Annotated in this window: 16 protein-coding genes; 7 read left to right on the top strand and 9 right to left on the bottom strand. The window is 44.1% G+C overall.

Annotated elements, in window-relative coordinates:
- The 6 genes from ACE5CV_RS04845 to ACE5CV_RS04820 all read right to left on the bottom strand — a co-directional run.
- Positions 1–966 (bottom strand): Gfo/Idh/MocA family protein (locus ACE5CV_RS04845; protein ID WP_374949037.1); only part of this gene is annotated, 966 nt, incomplete at its 3' end.
- Between the two features lie 8 nt (positions 967–974).
- Complete coding sequence (locus ACE5CV_RS04840) at positions 975–1658, bottom strand: GDSL-type esterase/lipase family protein (protein ID WP_374949036.1); 684 nt, start codon at positions 1656–1658, stop codon at positions 975–977.
- 108 nt (positions 1659–1766) lie between these two features.
- Positions 1767–2465, bottom strand: a complete 699-nt coding sequence (locus tag ACE5CV_RS04835) for an ATP-dependent Clp protease proteolytic subunit (RefSeq protein ID WP_374949035.1) — start codon at positions 2463–2465, stop codon at positions 1767–1769.
- Between the two features lie 9 nt (positions 2466–2474).
- On the bottom strand, positions 2475–2741 hold the full coding sequence (locus ACE5CV_RS04830) for a hypothetical protein (RefSeq protein ID WP_374949034.1): 267 nt from the start codon (positions 2739–2741) through the stop codon (positions 2475–2477).
- A complete protein-coding gene (locus tag ACE5CV_RS04825) occupies positions 2722–3252 on the bottom strand; it encodes an RNA polymerase sigma factor (RefSeq protein WP_374949033.1) in 531 nt (176 codons plus the stop codon). The genes ACE5CV_RS04830 and ACE5CV_RS04825 overlap by 20 nt, the downstream gene beginning before the upstream one ends.
- A gap of 371 nt (positions 3253–3623) precedes the next feature.
- Positions 3624–5033, bottom strand: coding sequence for a phosphoglucomutase/phosphomannomutase family protein (locus ACE5CV_RS04820; protein WP_374949032.1), 1410 nt, complete (start codon positions 5031–5033; stop codon positions 3624–3626).
- A gap of 88 nt (positions 5034–5121) precedes the next feature.
- Here ACE5CV_RS04820 and ACE5CV_RS04815 point away from each other — a divergent pair, with 88 nt between their 5' ends.
- The 4 genes from ACE5CV_RS04815 to ACE5CV_RS04800 all read left to right on the top strand — a co-directional run bounded on the left by ACE5CV_RS04815 (position 5122) and on the right by ACE5CV_RS04800 (position 9612).
- Positions 5122–6432, top strand: a complete 1311-nt coding sequence (locus tag ACE5CV_RS04815) for an aspartate kinase (RefSeq protein WP_374949031.1) — start codon at positions 5122–5124, stop codon at positions 6430–6432.
- A 181-nt stretch (positions 6433–6613) separates the two neighbouring features.
- On the top strand, positions 6614–7810 hold the full coding sequence (lysA, locus tag ACE5CV_RS04810; protein ID WP_374949030.1) for a diaminopimelate decarboxylase: 1197 nt from the start codon (positions 6614–6616) through the stop codon (positions 7808–7810).
- 352 nt (positions 7811–8162) lie between these two features.
- Entirely contained in the window at positions 8163–9305 is a 1143-nt protein-coding gene (locus tag ACE5CV_RS04805) for a GAF domain-containing protein (RefSeq protein WP_374949029.1), read from the top strand.
- Between the two features lie 109 nt (positions 9306–9414).
- A complete protein-coding gene (locus ACE5CV_RS04800) occupies positions 9415–9612 on the top strand; it encodes a cold-shock protein (protein ID WP_374949028.1) in 198 nt (65 codons plus the stop codon).
- A 72-nt stretch (positions 9613–9684) separates the two neighbouring features.
- Here ACE5CV_RS04800 and ACE5CV_RS04795 read toward each other — a convergent pair whose 3' ends face one another.
- Positions 9685–9924, bottom strand: a complete 240-nt coding sequence (locus ACE5CV_RS04795; RefSeq protein WP_374949027.1) for a hypothetical protein — start codon at positions 9922–9924, stop codon at positions 9685–9687.
- Between the two features lie 178 nt (positions 9925–10102).
- On the opposite strand from ACE5CV_RS04795, the gene ACE5CV_RS04790 reads away from it, so the two are divergent.
- Positions 10103–10489 (top strand): YtxH domain-containing protein, encoded by a 387-nt coding sequence (locus ACE5CV_RS04790; RefSeq protein WP_374949026.1) that lies wholly within the window; start codon positions 10103–10105, stop codon positions 10487–10489.
- Between the two features lie 75 nt (positions 10490–10564).
- On the opposite strand, the gene ACE5CV_RS04785 is transcribed toward ACE5CV_RS04790, so the two are convergent.
- Both ACE5CV_RS04785 and ACE5CV_RS04780 read right to left on the bottom strand, forming a co-directional pair.
- A complete protein-coding gene (locus ACE5CV_RS04785) occupies positions 10565–12457 on the bottom strand; it encodes a M1 family metallopeptidase (RefSeq protein ID WP_374949025.1) in 1893 nt (630 codons plus the stop codon).
- Between the two features lie 233 nt (positions 12458–12690).
- Positions 12691–13191 (bottom strand): DUF892 family protein, encoded by a 501-nt coding sequence (locus ACE5CV_RS04780; RefSeq protein ID WP_374949024.1) that lies wholly within the window; start codon positions 13189–13191, stop codon positions 12691–12693.
- A 132-nt stretch (positions 13192–13323) separates the two neighbouring features.
- On the opposite strand from ACE5CV_RS04780, the gene ACE5CV_RS04775 reads away from it, so the two are divergent.
- Both ACE5CV_RS04775 and ACE5CV_RS04770 read left to right on the top strand, forming a co-directional pair.
- A complete protein-coding gene (locus ACE5CV_RS04775) occupies positions 13324–14271 on the top strand; it encodes a Smr/MutS family protein (protein ID WP_374949023.1) in 948 nt (315 codons plus the stop codon).
- 95 nt (positions 14272–14366) lie between these two features.
- The gene (locus tag ACE5CV_RS04770; protein WP_374949022.1) at positions 14367–16748 is read left to right on the top strand and encodes a TIM-barrel domain-containing protein; all 2382 of its coding nucleotides are present in this window, start codon (positions 14367–14369) and stop codon (positions 16746–16748) included.
- Positions 16749–16835 lie beyond the last annotated feature (87 nt).

Raw genomic sequence — 16835 nt, 5'->3', positions numbered from 1 at the left:
ACCGTCTTCGCCTGTAACTACCGGTGTTTTATCTTCGCGGACACATTCAATAAAATGTTTCAGTTCGTGCGGATAGCCCTGGTTAAAGGCTTCTTCAAATATGGTGAAGCTCCATCCTTGCGATGTATCGGCTTTCTCCATCGCATAACCATAACCATCGCGGCTATAAGTTAACGCCGAGTTTCCCTGAAAAAGGTCGGCATAAACCACGCCGCCGGTACCATAAATTTCGCAACGGTCATCCATACCACCATGTTTGGCCCAGCTGCTTTCGGCAACGCAGGTAACACCGTTGTCAAATTCCACTATCACCACAGCGTTATCTTCGCCCTGTGTACGGCCTTTGTGTAAAACGGTGCTCATGGTAGCGTAAACATCCTTAACCTTTGCACCCGGCATCATCCAGCGGAACCAGCCTAATGCGTGGCAGCCCATGTCCATAATAACACCGCCGCCTGCCAGGTTAATATCATAAAACCAATCGGTATGCGGGCCGCTGTGTTTTTCGGCTTGTTTAAGCATGTACACATCGCCAACGGCCCCTTCTTTTACCAGGTGGCGGGCACGCTCGTATTTTGGTGCAAAGCAAAGTTCTTCCGCGTACATCAGTTTCACGTTGTTTTCTTTGCAAACAGCTATCATCTCGTCGGCTTCCTCTAAAGTAACCGCCAGCGGCTTTTCAATAATGATGTGTTTTTTGGCTTTGGCGGCTTTAATGCACACCTGGGCGTGCAGGTAATTGGGCACGCAAATATCTATTACTTCTGCCTCGGTTTCGGCAAGCAGTTTGTCTACATCGTCAAAAAACGCGGGGATGTGGTATTTTTCGGCAAATGCTTTGGCCTTATCCAGGTTACGGGCGTAAATGGCTACTACTTCGGCCTCGGGTACAAAGCGATGGTACGATTCCAGGTGAATATCAGAGATATAGCCGGCGCCAATAATGGCAACTTTAGTTCTGTTCATATTTAAGGTTATAAATAGTTCATTTTTTTAAGGTAAGCTACCCACACCTGATAGGCCGCCGGCTTTAAGTGAAGCCCTTCTATAGTATACTCATCGGCAATTTCCTTTTGGGCATTTAATAATAAAGTCGCTATGTTTATGTAGGTATAAGATAAAGCCTTTGCATTTTCTTCGAGCATTTTATTTACCCTGGGGATGTGCTCGCCCTTATCATAATGCTGCGGAAAACTGGCGTGTTTGGCATTTACCGGCAAAATGCTTTGTACAAATATTTTACTAGCCGGACTTTTGGCATGCACCTGCCTGATTATCTTAAAGTAGTTATAGGCGATCACCGAATCGGGGATGTCTTTACCAATATCATTTATGCCCAACAAGATGAAAAGCTTTTTGGGTTGCCGGTTGGTAATGTCATCCAGCCGTTTTAATACGCCGAAGGTTATATCGCCGCCGATGCCCCGGTTTAATACGGTAGTGTCATTAAGCAGTGTGGGCCAGTTGCCCATTTCTGTAATGCTGTTGCCTAAAAAGATGATGCCGCCCCGTGTAACCGGCTGTTTGGCAAATTCGGCAAGCCGTTGAGTAGTATGATCAGGGATGAAGGGAATAGTATCGAACAGGTTTTGGTTGGTAGGCTTTTTTTGTGCCAGCACGAATGAAGGCAGTAGCAATAACAGCAGCAGGTATTTCATTTAGCGTTTAGTTGGCATCTAAAAATAATCAGAATTTACAGAATGAAAGAATTGCTTGATACAAATAATCAGAACTTTTGAGAATTAGTCTGAACCATGAGGGAAACCTTAAACCGCGTCCGTCCTTCCAAGTACCTCGTCGATGATGCCAAACTCCTTCGCCTCATGAGCGATCATCCAGTGGTCGCGGTCAGACACCGTGTAAACCTTTTCATAGGGCTGGCCGCTGTGCCTGGCAATGATCTCATAAAGTTCTTGTTTGATCCTGGCAATTTCCCTTGCGGCAATTTCAATATCAGACGCGGGGCCTTGTGTACCGCCCGACGGCTGGTGCAGCATTACCCTGGAGTGCGGTAATGCCGCCCGTTTGCCGCTTGCGCCGGCACATAATAATACTGCCGACATGGAGGCTGCCATTCCTGTACAGATAGTGGCCACATCCGGCGCTATAAATTGCATGGTATCGTAAATACCGAAGCCTGCGTAAACGGACCCTCCCGGTGAATTGATATAGATCTGGATATCGCGTTTAGCGTCTGCCGATTGCAGGAATAGCAACTGCGCCTGAATGATGTTGGCTACCTGGTCGTCTATAGCGGTACCCAGAAAGATGATGCGATCCATCATCAAACGCGAAAAGACATCCATCTGCGAGATGTTGAGCTGGCGCTCTTCCATGATGTGCGGTGTCATGCCCTGGGGCAGCAGGCTGGTATTTACCTGGCTTATGTACTTGTCCAGGTGTAACGATTGGACATGGCGGTGCCTCACCGCATATTTGCGGAATTCATTTTTATTCATTTCCATTTGTTTGGTTTATTTAAACAGCTGCAGGATCTTCTGCCTGAAACCGGAATGGGCAGGTTGGGTAAACAGTTGCTGATGAACGTTTTCTATCAGGTTGCGCAGGTTGGTGCGGCCATAACGGTTTGCCGCTGCCAGCGTTTGTTTATGCCAGTGTAACTGATCTGCAAGTTCTGCATCAAGCAATAAGCGCGCTTCAAACAACACAGCATCCTGCGGCGGCAACTGGCCTTGCAGGTGGTCATCTATCTCTTTGATCTTAAGCAACGAAGTCCTCATAAGCCAATGCGTTTTGTTTAACGGTTTCCCTTACTTTTTCAAGGCATTTATATTTTTGGACGGTGGCCGATCGCTCGCCTGTAAAGCCGAACAGGCCTGCAATATCCCGCATGGGCAGTTTATCATAATAAAAAGCGCTTAACAGTTCCATGCACTTTTTGCCCGCGGTTTGCAGGTAATGCATCAGCCTGGTTGCTGATACTTCGTTTTCCTGCTCATCTGCCACATCGAAGCCATCCAATAAGGGCATGTTGCCTTTATCCCTGCTAAACTTTCTTAACCACAAATGCCTGGCAGTACCTAAGATGTAAGCTTGCTCGTCGGCTTTTTTAAGCCCGAGGTTACCGACAACAGCTTTTTCATAGTAGATCACCAGTGCATCCTGAAATATATCTTTCGAATCATCAAAGCTGCCACCCATTTTGCTTACATACCTGGCCACAGCCGGGAATGCCGTTTGGTAAAGCCGCATAATGAGTTGTTCTATTCCCACTGGTTTTTGATTGCTCATAATCAGATAATCGTTTAATAGTATGTGCCTGTTCCGGGCGATATATCACCACTAAATTGCAAATAAAATCTAAAAGCAACTGTGCTGCTAAGCTGCAGCAAAAGCGTCTTAAGAGTATGGCAAGTTAGCGGGCAAAAAATGCTTCGGTAACGATCTGGATAGCGGTAAAAGGCCGGCTTGGCACGAGCTCAAATCCAGGCAAATTCATGTTAACCCACGTTTTTTGTAAGTTATTTATAGTCAATTATTTAAGTAATTTTTTCACAAAAAAGTGTAAACCTTTGTTAATAGTTGTGCGCTTTTTTCCGATATGCATTAAACAAAAAAAGGCTTGCCAAAGCAAGCCTTCATATTGTGTTGTTGGATGCAGATTATTTTAACAAATCTGCTTTTACGATATCCAATATTTTAAATGATTCTGCGGTAGATGGTGCCTCGGCGTAAACCCTCAGAACCGGCTCGGTACCCGATGGGCGGACCATTACCCACGTTTCATCTTCAAAGAAGAATTTAAAGCCGTCAAGGTCTTCTGTTTTAACTACCTTAAGGTTGCCAAAGCTTTCAACACCGCCTTTGCAACGGCTGATGATAGCCTGTTTCTTTTCTTCAGTTACATGCAGGTCATAGCGCTCAACAGCAAACTTGCCTACTACGTCATAAATTTCGTTTACAAGGTCGCGCAGGCTGCGGCCGCTCTTGGCCATAAATTCCCAAATCATCAAACCTATCCAAACGCCATCGCGCTCGGGGATGTGGCCGTTTACCGCGATACCGCCAGATTCTTCGCCGCCTACCATAAAGGTTTTGCCGCTGTTCACAATCAGGTCGCAAATGTATTTAAAGCCAATTTTGGTAACGGTGTTATTCAATCCGTAAGCATCGCATAGTTTCTGGATCTTGCTGGTACAAGAAAAGGTTGAGTATACCTCGCCTTTTTCCCCTTTAACCTTGTACATGTAATGGATAAGCAAAAGCAGGATATGGTGCGAATCGACAAAGGTGCCATCACCATCATATAACCCTATGCGGTCGGCATCACCGTCGGTAACCAGGCCAGATGCTATTTCACCTTCAGACAGTTTGATCAGCTGCTCAAACTCCTGCAGGTTACGCTGGATAGGCTCCGGTGCCTGGCCGTCAAAACTTGGGTTATAGTCGGCATGTAGAAAGGTAATATCCGGAAACAGGCGGCGCATTACATTTTGGCCGGCACCATACATGGCATCGTAAGCCCACTGCAGGCCGCTATCACGAATAGCCGGGATATCGAAGCTGGCCTCAGCATGCTCCACATACATATCCTCTAAATTGATATACTCAACAGTACCGTCGGTAACGTAATCAGCTACCGATTTAAGGTCAAGGCTAACCGTTTCAGGGATCTGTGATTCAACTTTTTCAATATCATCAGGGGTAGCAGGGCCACCGTAAAATGCCTTTATTTTATAACCATTATAAGCCGGCGGGTTGTGGCTGGCAGTAATGATGATACCTGCACTGGCGCCTTTACGCACTGTACCTAAAGATATCATTGGAGTAGAGATGAAAATATTTTCGGCACGGAATACTTTGATGCCTTGAGATGCCAGCACGGTGGTGGTAACATCGGCAAACATAGGGCCTGCAAAACGAGGGTCGCAACCAACTACGGCACTTGGGTTTTCAAAATTTTGTTTAAGCCATAATGCAGTTGCATAGGCTACGCGTTTTACATTCTCTACGGTAAAGTCGTCGGCAATGATCGCTCTCCAGCCATCCGTTCCAAATTTTATTGTACTCATTTTAGATATAATGGTTTAAAATCCTAATTTTAGCGCCTCAAATATTGATACAAGAATATCAATCATTTATGGTAAACGAAAACAAATAATGAAAGTTTTAAAATTTGGCGGAACATCGGTTGGCAGTCCTGCCCGTATGCAAAAGCTGCTGGATATAATTGATCCGGCCGAGCGGCAGATCGTGGTACTTTCGGCGGTGTCGGGCACTACAAATAGTTTAGTTGAAATTGGCCAGGCCTACCTGGAAAACGATAAGGCGAAAGCCGCAAAGCTAATTGCTATACTGAAGAATAAGTACGAAATTTTTATTAATGAGCTTTTACAAAAGCCAGAGTTTTTAGCCCAGGGTAAAGAGGTGATCGATTATCATTTTAAATTGCTTACCACGCTGGCTAACGACTTGTTTACGCCTATTGAAGACAAAATCATTTTGGCGCAGGGCGAATTGCTCTCGACTACCTTATACCATATTTATTTGAAAGAAATCGGCGTGCCATCGGTTCTATTGCCCGCACTTGATTTTATGAAGTCCGACGAGGATAACGAGCCGGTGGTAGAGCACATTGCTGCCGAGCTGCCGCCTTTGCTGGATAAGCACCCGGACGTTAACCTTTTTATTACCCAGGGTTTTATTTGCCGCAATGCTTTTGGCGAAATCGATAACCTGCGCCGCGGTGGCAGCGACTATACCGCATCATTAATAGGGGCGGGTATCCGCAGCGAAGAAGTGCAGATCTGGACGGATATCGACGGGATGCATAACAACGACCCGCGCATTGTTAAGGGCACTACGCCTATTGCACAGCTATCGTTTGACGAGGCTGCCGAGCTAGCCTACTTTGGTGCAAAGATCCTACATCCGCAAAGTGTGTTCCCGGCGCAAAAGTATAAGATTCCGGTACGGTTGTTAAATACCATGGATCCGCAGGCAGCAGGTACGCTGATAACTAATACCAGCGAAAAGGACAAGATCAAATCTATAGCTGCCAAGGACGGAATAACCGCTATAAAGATACAAAGCAGCCGTATGTTGCTGGCTCATGGCTTTTTACGCCGGGTTTTTGAAGTTTTTGAGCGTTACCGCACAAGTATCGATATGATCACCACATCAGAGGTGGCGGTATCGTTAACTATTGATGATACCACTTACCTGGGCGAGATCACCGCCGAGTTAGGTAAGTTTGGATCTGTTGATATTGACGTTAACCATACAATAATATGTGTGGTTGGCGATTTTGGCGCCGAGAAGCATGGCTACGCGGCCCGTGTGCTGGAGGCCGTAAAGCATATCCCTTTAAGGATGATATCCTACGGCGGCAGCGACCATAACATGTCCTTATTGGTTAAGACCGAGGAAAAGGTAGAGGTATTAAGAAGCCTGCATAACAGGTTGTTTTAGGAACCCCACCCAAACCCTCGCCGGAACGCAGGGCTTACAATCATACGCGTAATTGCGGGGTACGAAGCAATCCCCGACTTACAGAGCCACTCTGTATAGCCAAAAGATTGCGTTGTGTGCTGCAATCCCGGTTTAGAAAAGTCAGTTTGACTTTTGGCTTTTTAATTTTGACTTTATAAAGATGTTCAATAACAATACTATACAGCGCTTTGCTGACCTGGAGACGCCGTTTTACTATTACGACCTTGATGCATTGAAGCAAACGCTTGATGCCTGCCGCGAGGCATCAGTCAAACATAACTTTCATGTGCACTATGCCATGAAGGCTAACTTTAACCCTAGGGTTATAGATACGGTGCAAGCCTACGGTTTTGGTGCCGACTGCGTTAGCGGCAACGAGGTTAAGGCGGCTATCGAACACGGCTTCGGTAAGGATAAGGTGGTGTTTGCCGGCGTTGGGAAATCGGACAAGGAGATTAACCTGGCGTTGGATGCCGACATCTTTTGCTTTAACGTAGAATCGGTACAGGAGCTGGAGATTATTAATGATCTGGCTGCGGCAAAGGGCAAAGTGGCCGGTGTGGCCATCCGTATTAACCCGAATGTTGATGCACACACACACCATTATATAACTACCGGCCTTGACGAGAATAAATTCGGCATTAACACCTGGCAGTTGAATGATGTGGTGGATACGCTGCGCAAATCAGCCAATTTAAATTTCCTGGGAATACACTTTCACATCGGTTCGCAAATTACCGATATGGAAGTTTATGGCAGCCTTTGCATCCGTATAAACGAAATGCAGGACTGGTTTGAAGACCATGGCTTTGCTGTAAAGATTTTAAATGCAGGCGGCGGACTAGGCGTAGATTACTACAACCCGGACACCAATGCCATCCCGGATTTTGAAAGCTACTTCAGTGTTTTCAAAAAATTCCTCAACGTAAAGCCAGGGCAGGAAGTACACTTTGAATTGGGCCGTGCGTTGGTAGCACAATCCGCCTCACTTATATCGAGGGTGCTGTACGTAAAAAATGGACAGAAAAAGAACTTTCTGATATTGGATGCCGGCATGACGGAGCTGATGAGACCGATGCTTTATCAGGCGTATCATGCTATCGAGAATTTGAGCAGGGGGCGGGGAGCAATGATTGAAGAAGCGAATGCGCCGGGCACCTTGCAACCCGCACCTCAAATAAAATATGACGTTGTTGGCCCTATCTGTGAAAGCACGGATTGTTTCCGCAAGGATGTTGATCTGCCGCAGTCGTACCGCGGCGATTTGATCGCAATCCGCACCGCCGGCGCTTATGGCGAAGTAATGGCATCGGGTTACAACCTGCGCGATCATGTAAAAAGCGTTTATTCACAATAGTAGTCGCCCGGCATATTAATAACTACGGTACAGGAAACAAACGTATAATTTTACAATGTGTTTACCCCTAACCTTTAGGCGCCTGTCGAAATTAACACGGTCGAATTACATCCAGTCTACCTGATTATGTCCTGGTTTAGATATTTGGCAAAGCCCCTATGGTTTATCACCTGGGGCTTTTTAGTTATTAATTCGCGTTATTACGAAACTTATTAGTGTATTATACCGTATTTAGTAACTGTAACCCCATACTAAATAGCATTGACTTTTATACTTAATGCAACAGTTAAATTGCAGCATTTATAATAATTAATACGATAATAATTGCGTATTAATAATATAGTTTTTGTAGATGATAAAATACACAGAGCGTCAACGCCTAACCGCTGTCGACAGGTTTAAACAACTTGATGCAGGCATCACTAAAGATCTGAATGATCTGGTGAGCCTGGTGTCTGATATATGCGAAACACCGGTTGCGCTTGTTACCCTGCTTGATGAAAATACCCAGTGGTTTAAAGCCGCAGTGGGTACCGAAATAAATTGTACTGACAGGAGCGTTGCCTTTTGTAATTATACTATTGAACAAACCAACCTGCATATCATTCCCGATATGTGGTTGGATGACGAGCATAAGACGAATCCGTTAGTTACCGGCCAACCAAATGTGCGCTTTTATGCTGGTATGCCACTCATCACTAAAGATGGATTTGCCATAGGCAGCCTTTGTATTATTGATATGCAGCCACGCGAGTTAACCGCCCATCAGATAAAAACTTTGGGCATCATGGCAAAGCAGGTGGTTAATTTAATGGAACTAAATTACAGCATTAATTCACTGGAAGAAAAACATCATAAAGAGTTGCAGCAGAACTTGGCCATCAGCGAATCGGAGCTGAAGTTGAAGGCGATGTTCGATAGTACTAATGATACCCATATCCTGGTTGGCAAAAAGTACGAGATACTGGCCTTTAATAAGTCGGCTGCTTTATTTATTCGTAACGTTTTTAAGCACAAACTGGCCAATGGCGACTCGATACTTAAATATACCGATCCTTTATTGCTTAGCCAGTTTAAAAAATATTTCAGCGTTGCGCTTACCGGGCGTACTACCAAACGCGAATGGATGATGATGCCCGGTACCCCGTTTGCGTGCTGGAAGGTTACCACCTTTATCCCGGTAAGGGATGCCAGCGGCGAGGTAATAGGGGTAGCGCTAAACTCAACCGATATTACGCATCACAAAAGGCAGGAAGAATATATTAACGTACAGAACGAAGCGCTGAACCGGATTGCTATTATTCAATCCCATGAGTTGCGCAGGCCGGTCGCCTCATTGTTAGGAATCATGGATTTGCTAAAGATGGAAAACATTGACTTTACTTATTTTGCCATGATGGAGCTAACCATTAATGAACTGGATGAGAAGATACGCGGGATAGTTAAAGATTCTGAGAATACCCTTCACGGCCGCCACCTGGCAATTGTAGCTTGATTGCTTAGTAATACTATCATCATTTTACAGCACCATTAAGTACAATAATGCGGTTTATGCGCAAATACGGATAATTATCCCTACCTTGCGGCCTTTAATAAATAAAATAATGCAAAAAGAAGGAACAGTAAAATTTTTCAATGAAACAAAAGGCTTTGGCTTTATTACCCCAGCTGGTGGTGGCGCAGACGTATTTGTTCATTCAACAGGTCTAATCGACGAAATCCGTGAAAACGATAAAGTTGAGTTCGAAGTAGAAAACGGACGTAAAGGCTTAAACGCAGTAAATGTAAAAGTTGTTAATTAATTATATATTAATAAACTAAGCTTACAAAAGCATCCACTTTTAATAGTGGGTGCTTTTTTGCTTTACAGGCAGTTAGTTATTGCCATTGAGCCAAAACAACGCTGAAAATATTACTATCGCCGCAGCTACGGCAAATATCAGAAAGTTAATAAAGGAATTTGCCCACCGGTGCCCACCTTTGTCACCCGACAATGCCGGTAAGAGTTTGTAATTGATAACAATCAATACAATGAGCGCTACCATTGTAACCAGGTAAAACTCTTTCCTGAAATGGATATCACGCATCAGGCTATGTATTTTGTTTACATCCATTGTAGTTTTTTTACTATTCTTATTAATACAATTAACTATTTTTTTGTTCTAATGCCGGGCTTAAGTATGACGCTGTTATGCCTTAATAAGCCGGCTTAAATTATTTTTTAATTTATTAAACAGTGCGGTATGGTATTTGTTAACTATGTAACAAATCATCTACTAAAAAGTAAAGAATATGAAAGACCAAGCAAAAATTATAGCAGCACTTTTAGTGGGTGCTGCAGCAGGTGCCGCTTTAGGCTTATTATTAGCTCCCGAAAAAGGTGAAGACCTTAGAGGCGACATTGCTGACTATGTTAACGATCTTGTTGCATCAGCAAAAGAAAAAGCACAAAACACTGCAAACAGCGCAAAAGAGTACGCTAGCAACGCTAAAGAGTACGGAAGCGATGTTGTTGATTCTGTGAAATCAAAATTCAACTCTGCAGTTGGCGATGCTGAAGGTGCTGTTGACAGCGCAAAATCAAAAGCTACCGATTACGCCGAAAACGGTTACGGTGAAGCTAAATCTAAAGCAAAATCTACTGCTAACGACTGGAACAATTCTATTCAGAATTCATAACCGGTTGATAATATATAAAAAATCCCGCCTGATGTTCAGGCGGGATTTTTTTGTTTAATTAGTTTGCGAAATTGATTACTTCACTTCCCATATATTATCTTTTTTAGTGGCATCAACAAAAATGCCGCCATCCAGCATTACAGATTTAAGGCTTTTGCCGGGTACTGCTTTAAAAGTAAGGAATAGCTGTTTTTGATTAGCTTCCCAAACAGCCGGGCTTTGGTGTAATGTTTTTGTGGTGCCATCTCCATAGGTCAGAATTGCATCAAACGGAATGGCGAAGCCACCAACATTGTTAATGGTCAATGTGTAGCCATCTTTACCCTTCACCGTTTCGCCGATAGCCAGATCGATGTAGCCATTAGTGAAGAACCAGTTGTTAAAATACCAATCGAGGTTTTTACCGCTTACGTTATTCATCGAATTAAAGAAATCCCAGGGGATAGGGTGCTTACCGTGCCACCTGTCCATATAACCATGCAGCGCTTTCTTAAATAACTCGTCACCCAGCATGTCTTTTAGTCCCAGGTAGCTTAACGATGGCTTGCCATAAGCATTATTGCCATAACCTATATGCTGTTCGTTTGATGGCGTAATTATGGGCAGGTCCTGTGCGGTAGAGCGATCATTGATCCAACCGTTCACACGAAACTGTTTGTAAAAAGTAGCTGCCGCCTGCGGTCCTTTTTCGTCAATACCGATCAGGTACTCCAGGGTAGTTGCCCAGCCCTCGTCCATAAAGGCGTATTTACTTTCATTTATACCCATATAAAATGGGAACCAGGTGTGTGCTATCTCATGATCTTGCACCAACTGGGCAAAGCTATCGTTACCAACCTGGCTATCGTTAACCATCATAGGGTATTCCATATCGGCAAAACCCTGGAAAGCCGTCATTTTAGGGAAAGGGTAAGGTACGCCCGGCCAGTTGTTGCTAAACCAACCCAAAGCATTACGCCCGTTTTGTACGGACTTTTTAAAGTCGGTACCCTTTTCAGAATATGCTGCCTGCAAACTGGCCCGGCGCCCGATTTTTTTATCTACAATAACGCTGCCGGCATCCCACAGATAATGATCGCTGATGCCAACCGCCATATCACTAATGTCGGTTGCTTTCCATGTCCAGGTGTTCACTATGTTTTGTGCGGTGATCTTTTTGGCGGCCAAGTCGGCAAGCGTGGCGATGTGCGTGGTGCTATCATCCGTCATGGATCTTTTTAACTTATCGGCATAGCTTTTCTGTAAAACCTGTGTAGGGTTTTGTAGCGTACCTGTTGCCCAGACAATAAAGTTTTTAGGCACAGTTACGTTAAGGGTATAATCGTTAAAGTCGTTGTAAAACTCTTTGGAGTCTACAAATTCTATGCGGTCCCAGCCGTTATAATCATCATATACAGAAACGCGGGGGTAAAAGTAGGCCAGGTAATAGGTGGTAGAATCTATCATCCCTTCGCGGCCGCTCTCTTTGCTTACATCAAAATGCCAGGCAATATTAAGTTTTATCGAATCGCGCGGCATCAGTGGCGTGCTTAAACTAACAGCCTGATTGGTAGATCCCATGGTGGCGTTGTTCCAGTTCTTTTTTTGGCCATTTATCAAAAAGGTATCTATCTGGATTCCCTGGGTCAGATAATCTTCACTTGCATGTCCTTCGCGCGCAGCACCGGGGCGGTGAATATTCAGGATCAGCTTCATGTTAATGCGCCTTAGTGTATCCGGGCTGTTATTGATATAGGTGATGGTTTCGGTACCTTTAACCAGGCGGCCCGGTGGGTTGGTGGTAATAGAAATATTGTATTTGCCGCGGTTTTGCCAGTACCTGGCGCCGGGTTTACCATCGGCAGAGCGGGTGCCTTTTACATAGGCCTGTTTAATTTCGCGGGGCATGTATAAGCCTTGCTGTGCGTAAACTTGCGTTAGCAGCGTGGCACTTACAAGCGTAAGCAACAATAATTTAATTTTATTCATAAAGGGGTACAGTTTGCTAAAACGATTTGTTAAATGGCAAATTTAAAAAGATAAGTGAGTAACGCACATTCGATTTTTGAGTAAACGAATTGTTACAATGCCAACAGTTGAAAGCCTTGCAGGGCTTAATTTAATTTTTTTTATTTGTTTAAGTTATTTTAGTAGGGGTATTAAATAACTAACAGAGCCGTGCTTTATGTACGGCTTTGTTTTTTTAAAATTGGCTGTAATCGTTAGTCTGTAGTGATATATTCCTTGGCTATCAGTGTAAACAACTGATCATTTTCTGCCGACTCGTCAAAGTTTTCTGTAAGCAACTGTTTAATCTCGTTGTACTTTAACAACTTAGCAATCATGATAAGCATCCTGTAAGTGGTGATGTTTACATGTTCCAGTAATTGAACGTATAGGATGATATCCAGATCATTTAGTACCGGCATGGTCTGCTTTTCATCTATAAAAAACTCGTCTTTAATGATAGACTTAATAGGATTACCAACAGTGTCGAGCGGCTTTTCGCCAATTAACCGGTAAATATCGTCCATACGGGATATCTGGTTATGCACGCCGCTGCCAAACTCGCCCATTGCCAATTGCAGGGCCCGGAAAGATGCAAGGCTGATCAAATGATCCAGGTTATCTTTTAAAAAACATTTACCATTATAAATCCGATTAAGCTGATATTGAAAAATCGATTTTAAATACGATTCATTGATTTGAGGGGTAGTAGGCATAGCTCAAAAATAGAAAAACGTTTAGTAACGGAAAAACTTTGAAGCATCAAAGTTAACAGTATTGGATATGTAAATCTAAGTAAAAAAATGGTGTTGCAGTATTTAATACCTTTGCATTTACGTTATAAAACTATGAAATATAAATTAGGTGATTTTGTTCGGTTTGTTGATGAAAAGCTGGAAGGCTATGTAACGCAGATAATCGACGAACAAATGATAGGTGTTACTGTAGAAGATGATTTTGAGATCCCGGTTCTTGCCGCTAAAGTAACATATGTACACGGACATGGCGCTGAAAGTCATGATGAAGACTATGTGGCGCCGGTTACAACCGTTTTGCCAGGTGAATTTAAAAGTAAAGGCGTTTTTATTGCCGTTGTGCCCGATGCAAAGGCAAACGCTTTAGTGCATCTGTATATTTTGAATGAAACTTCTTACCAGCTTTTAGCCTCATTAACAACCGAACAGCAAAAAAGCTTTAAAGGCGAATTTGCCGGCATTATCGAACCTAATACAGCGGCAAAAGTGTACTCGGCAAAGTTGTCTGATCTGCAATTATGGCCTAAATTTCTATCCCAGGTGCTTTACCATACCAGACAGAATCAGGAGGTGCCCGCGCCCCTGAATGTGTCTGAGCAGTTTAAAGCAAAAGATTTTGCAGGTGCAAAAAAAATCATCCCGATATTAAAGCAGCAGGGATGGCTTATACAGCTGGATGAGCCCGAGCTGTTGATTGACGCCGAGAAACTGAAGGAAAGTTTTTTTAAACCTGCCGAAGAAAAGCAGGAAGTTCAAAAGCCGGTTCAGGAGTTTGATCTGCATATCGAAAAATTGCGTGACGATCATCAATTTTTGACCAGCAGCGAAATGATGAACATACAAGTAAACGCCTTTAAACACGCGCTTGATGGCGCCATTGTACACCAAATGCCGGATATTACCTTTATTCACGGAACAGGTAACGGCATTTTAAAGCACGAGCTGCATAAGCTGTTGAGCAAGCACCCCAAAGTACAAACCTTTATGGATGCCCGTAAAGAAAAGTTTGGATACGGCGCCACAAAAGTGATGTTAAAGTAGCGGTTGTTGTAGTCACCACTACGATTAAAATGTAGTGTTGACATATATTGCCGACCATTGCTTATATTTAGCACTGTTTCACCAATATAAACCTTATGATCCGGTTAAAATCTTCGGCACTTTTTGTGGCATTGCTGTGCTTTGCGGTTAACGCTAATGCAGCTATAAAATCATTTAGCAAAACAGCAAACGGCGTTGTTTTCAGATTGGAAAAAGGGCTGATGAAGATCAATATCTGCCGGGCCGATATCATTGAGGTTAAGTATACTATTCTTACTGCGTTCGATAATAAGGAATCGCTGGTGGTAAATAACAGATGGTTGCAGCCGGTTAACTTTCAGGTTAAAGACAATAGTGCAGATGTGATCATAACCACTGCGAAACTTAAAATAAGCATCAATAAGGCAACCAACGCGATTACCTATATGGATTTGGCTGGTAAAGTCATAACTGCCGAAGACAACAGCAACAAATCCATGTCGGCCGCAACCATCGCCGGCATCAATACATATAACTGCAGCACTGCCTTTACATCCCCGGCAAATGAAGCGCTGTTTGGCCTGGGTTGCCATCCGCTCGATTCCTTATCTATCAATTACAAGGGGCGTAACCAGGATATGGCAATTAAATACCTAACGGGGGCCATCCCTGTAATGTTATCTACCAGGGGTTACGGCCTGATGTGGGATAATTACTCGGCATCTAACTTTTACGGTGCCGAAGATGGGAACACTAAATTCAGATACGTGTCTGAGAGTGGTAAACAGGTGGATTACTACTTTTTTTACGGGCCGGATTTTGATCATATTATTGATTTATACCGCGTTGCTACCGGCAAGGCTCCCATGTTTGGCAAATGGGCTTTCGGGCTGTTTAAATCACAAGACAGGTATTTGAGCGAAGCCGAGATCTTAACAGTAAAAGATAATTACCGCAATAACCACATCCCGGTAGACGTGCTGGTGCAGGACTGGTACTATTGGGATCCGTTGCCAATCGGCTCGCATATCATGAAACCGGAACGGTACCCGCACCCTAAAAAATTGGTGGATGCCCTGCACCAGGCCAACCTGCATGCTATGATCTCTATCTGGCCGGTGTTTGGCAAAGGCACGCCGAATTACGACGCGTTAGAAAAGATAGGTGGCTTAACCACCATTACCTGGGACAATGTGGTCACGCATACGTTTGATACCTACTACGATGCCCACAACCCTAAAGCACGCGAACTTTACTGGCAGCAAGCAAGGGATAGTTTGGTTAAGCGGTATGGCTGGGATGCCTGGTGGATAGACCAGTGCGAGCCGGATAATGGCGCATTGCTTGATGAGCGGCGTAAAGCCGATTTTTCGATAGGGAAGGGCATCGATTATTTTAATACTTACTCGTTGCAGCATACCAAAGGCGTATACGAGGGCTGGCGACGTGATATCCCGGGTAAACGGGCATTCTTTTTGGTACGGCAGTCTTTTGCGGGCGAACAACGTAATGCGGCCACTTTATGGTCGTCAGATATTGAGTGTACATTCGCCAATTTTAAAAACCAGGTGCCGCAAGGCATTAACGCTTGCGTATCGGGCATCCCATATTGGACATCAGATATTGGCGGCTACCATTATGGCTGGAAAGCTCCGGATTGGTCGAAACCGGAATTCACAGAATTGTTTACCCGCTGGTTTCAGTTTGGTGCATTCAGCCCTATATTCCGCATCCACGGTAAGGGAGAGCGGGCTATTTTTTCAAAAAACTGGGATGAAGATACCCGTAAGATCCTGCTGAACTTTGATAACCTTCGTTACCGCTTACTGCCTTACATTTACTCGTTAGCAGGTCGCGTAACTACCGAAAATTATACCATGATGCGTTCGCTGGCATTTGATTTTAAGGACGATGCAAATGTTTACAATATCCCTGATCAGTATATGTTTGGCCCGGCTTTTTTAGTAAACCCGGTTACCACCCAGCTTTACACCGGTGCAAATGCATCGGCTAAAGCCAAAACCCGGAGTGTATATTTACCGGCCGGCACCAAATGGTACAACTTCTGGACGGGTGAGGCCACCCCTGGCGGCCAAACCTTAAATGTAAACGTGCCGATGAATATGTTGCCCCTGTATGTAAAAGCAGGATCTGTTATCCCGATGGGGCCGGTAATGGAATATGCCACAGAAAAGCCTGCCGATAATATCGAGTTGCGTGTTTACCCCGGTGCAAACGGCGAGTTTAAGTTCTATGAGGACGAGAACGATAACTACAATTATGAAAAAGGTGCAAAGGCAACATTTACGTTAACTTACAATGATAAGCTGCGTAGATTAAATATTTCAGCGACAAAGGGCAGCTTCCCCGGGATGTTGAAGAAGCGCGTTTTCAACGTAGTGGTGGTAAATGGCAGTCATGGGTCTGATACCGGTGTCACCGCTAAGATCGATCGAAAAATTATTTACACAGGCGCACCTTTGTCGGTAAAGTTGTAGCACTTGCACTATCGTTCAGGGTAACCAGAAAAGTTAAACTTCCTTTTCTAAAAAAAATGAAAACCTTTATTGTGGTTAATAGTTGTA

The organism is Mucilaginibacter sp. (assembly GCF_964263795.1).
Taxonomy (GTDB): domain Bacteria; phylum Bacteroidota; class Bacteroidia; order Sphingobacteriales; family Sphingobacteriaceae; genus Mucilaginibacter.
Note: the sequence above shows the minus strand (reverse complement) of the source record. Positions and strands in the feature narration are given on the sequence as shown.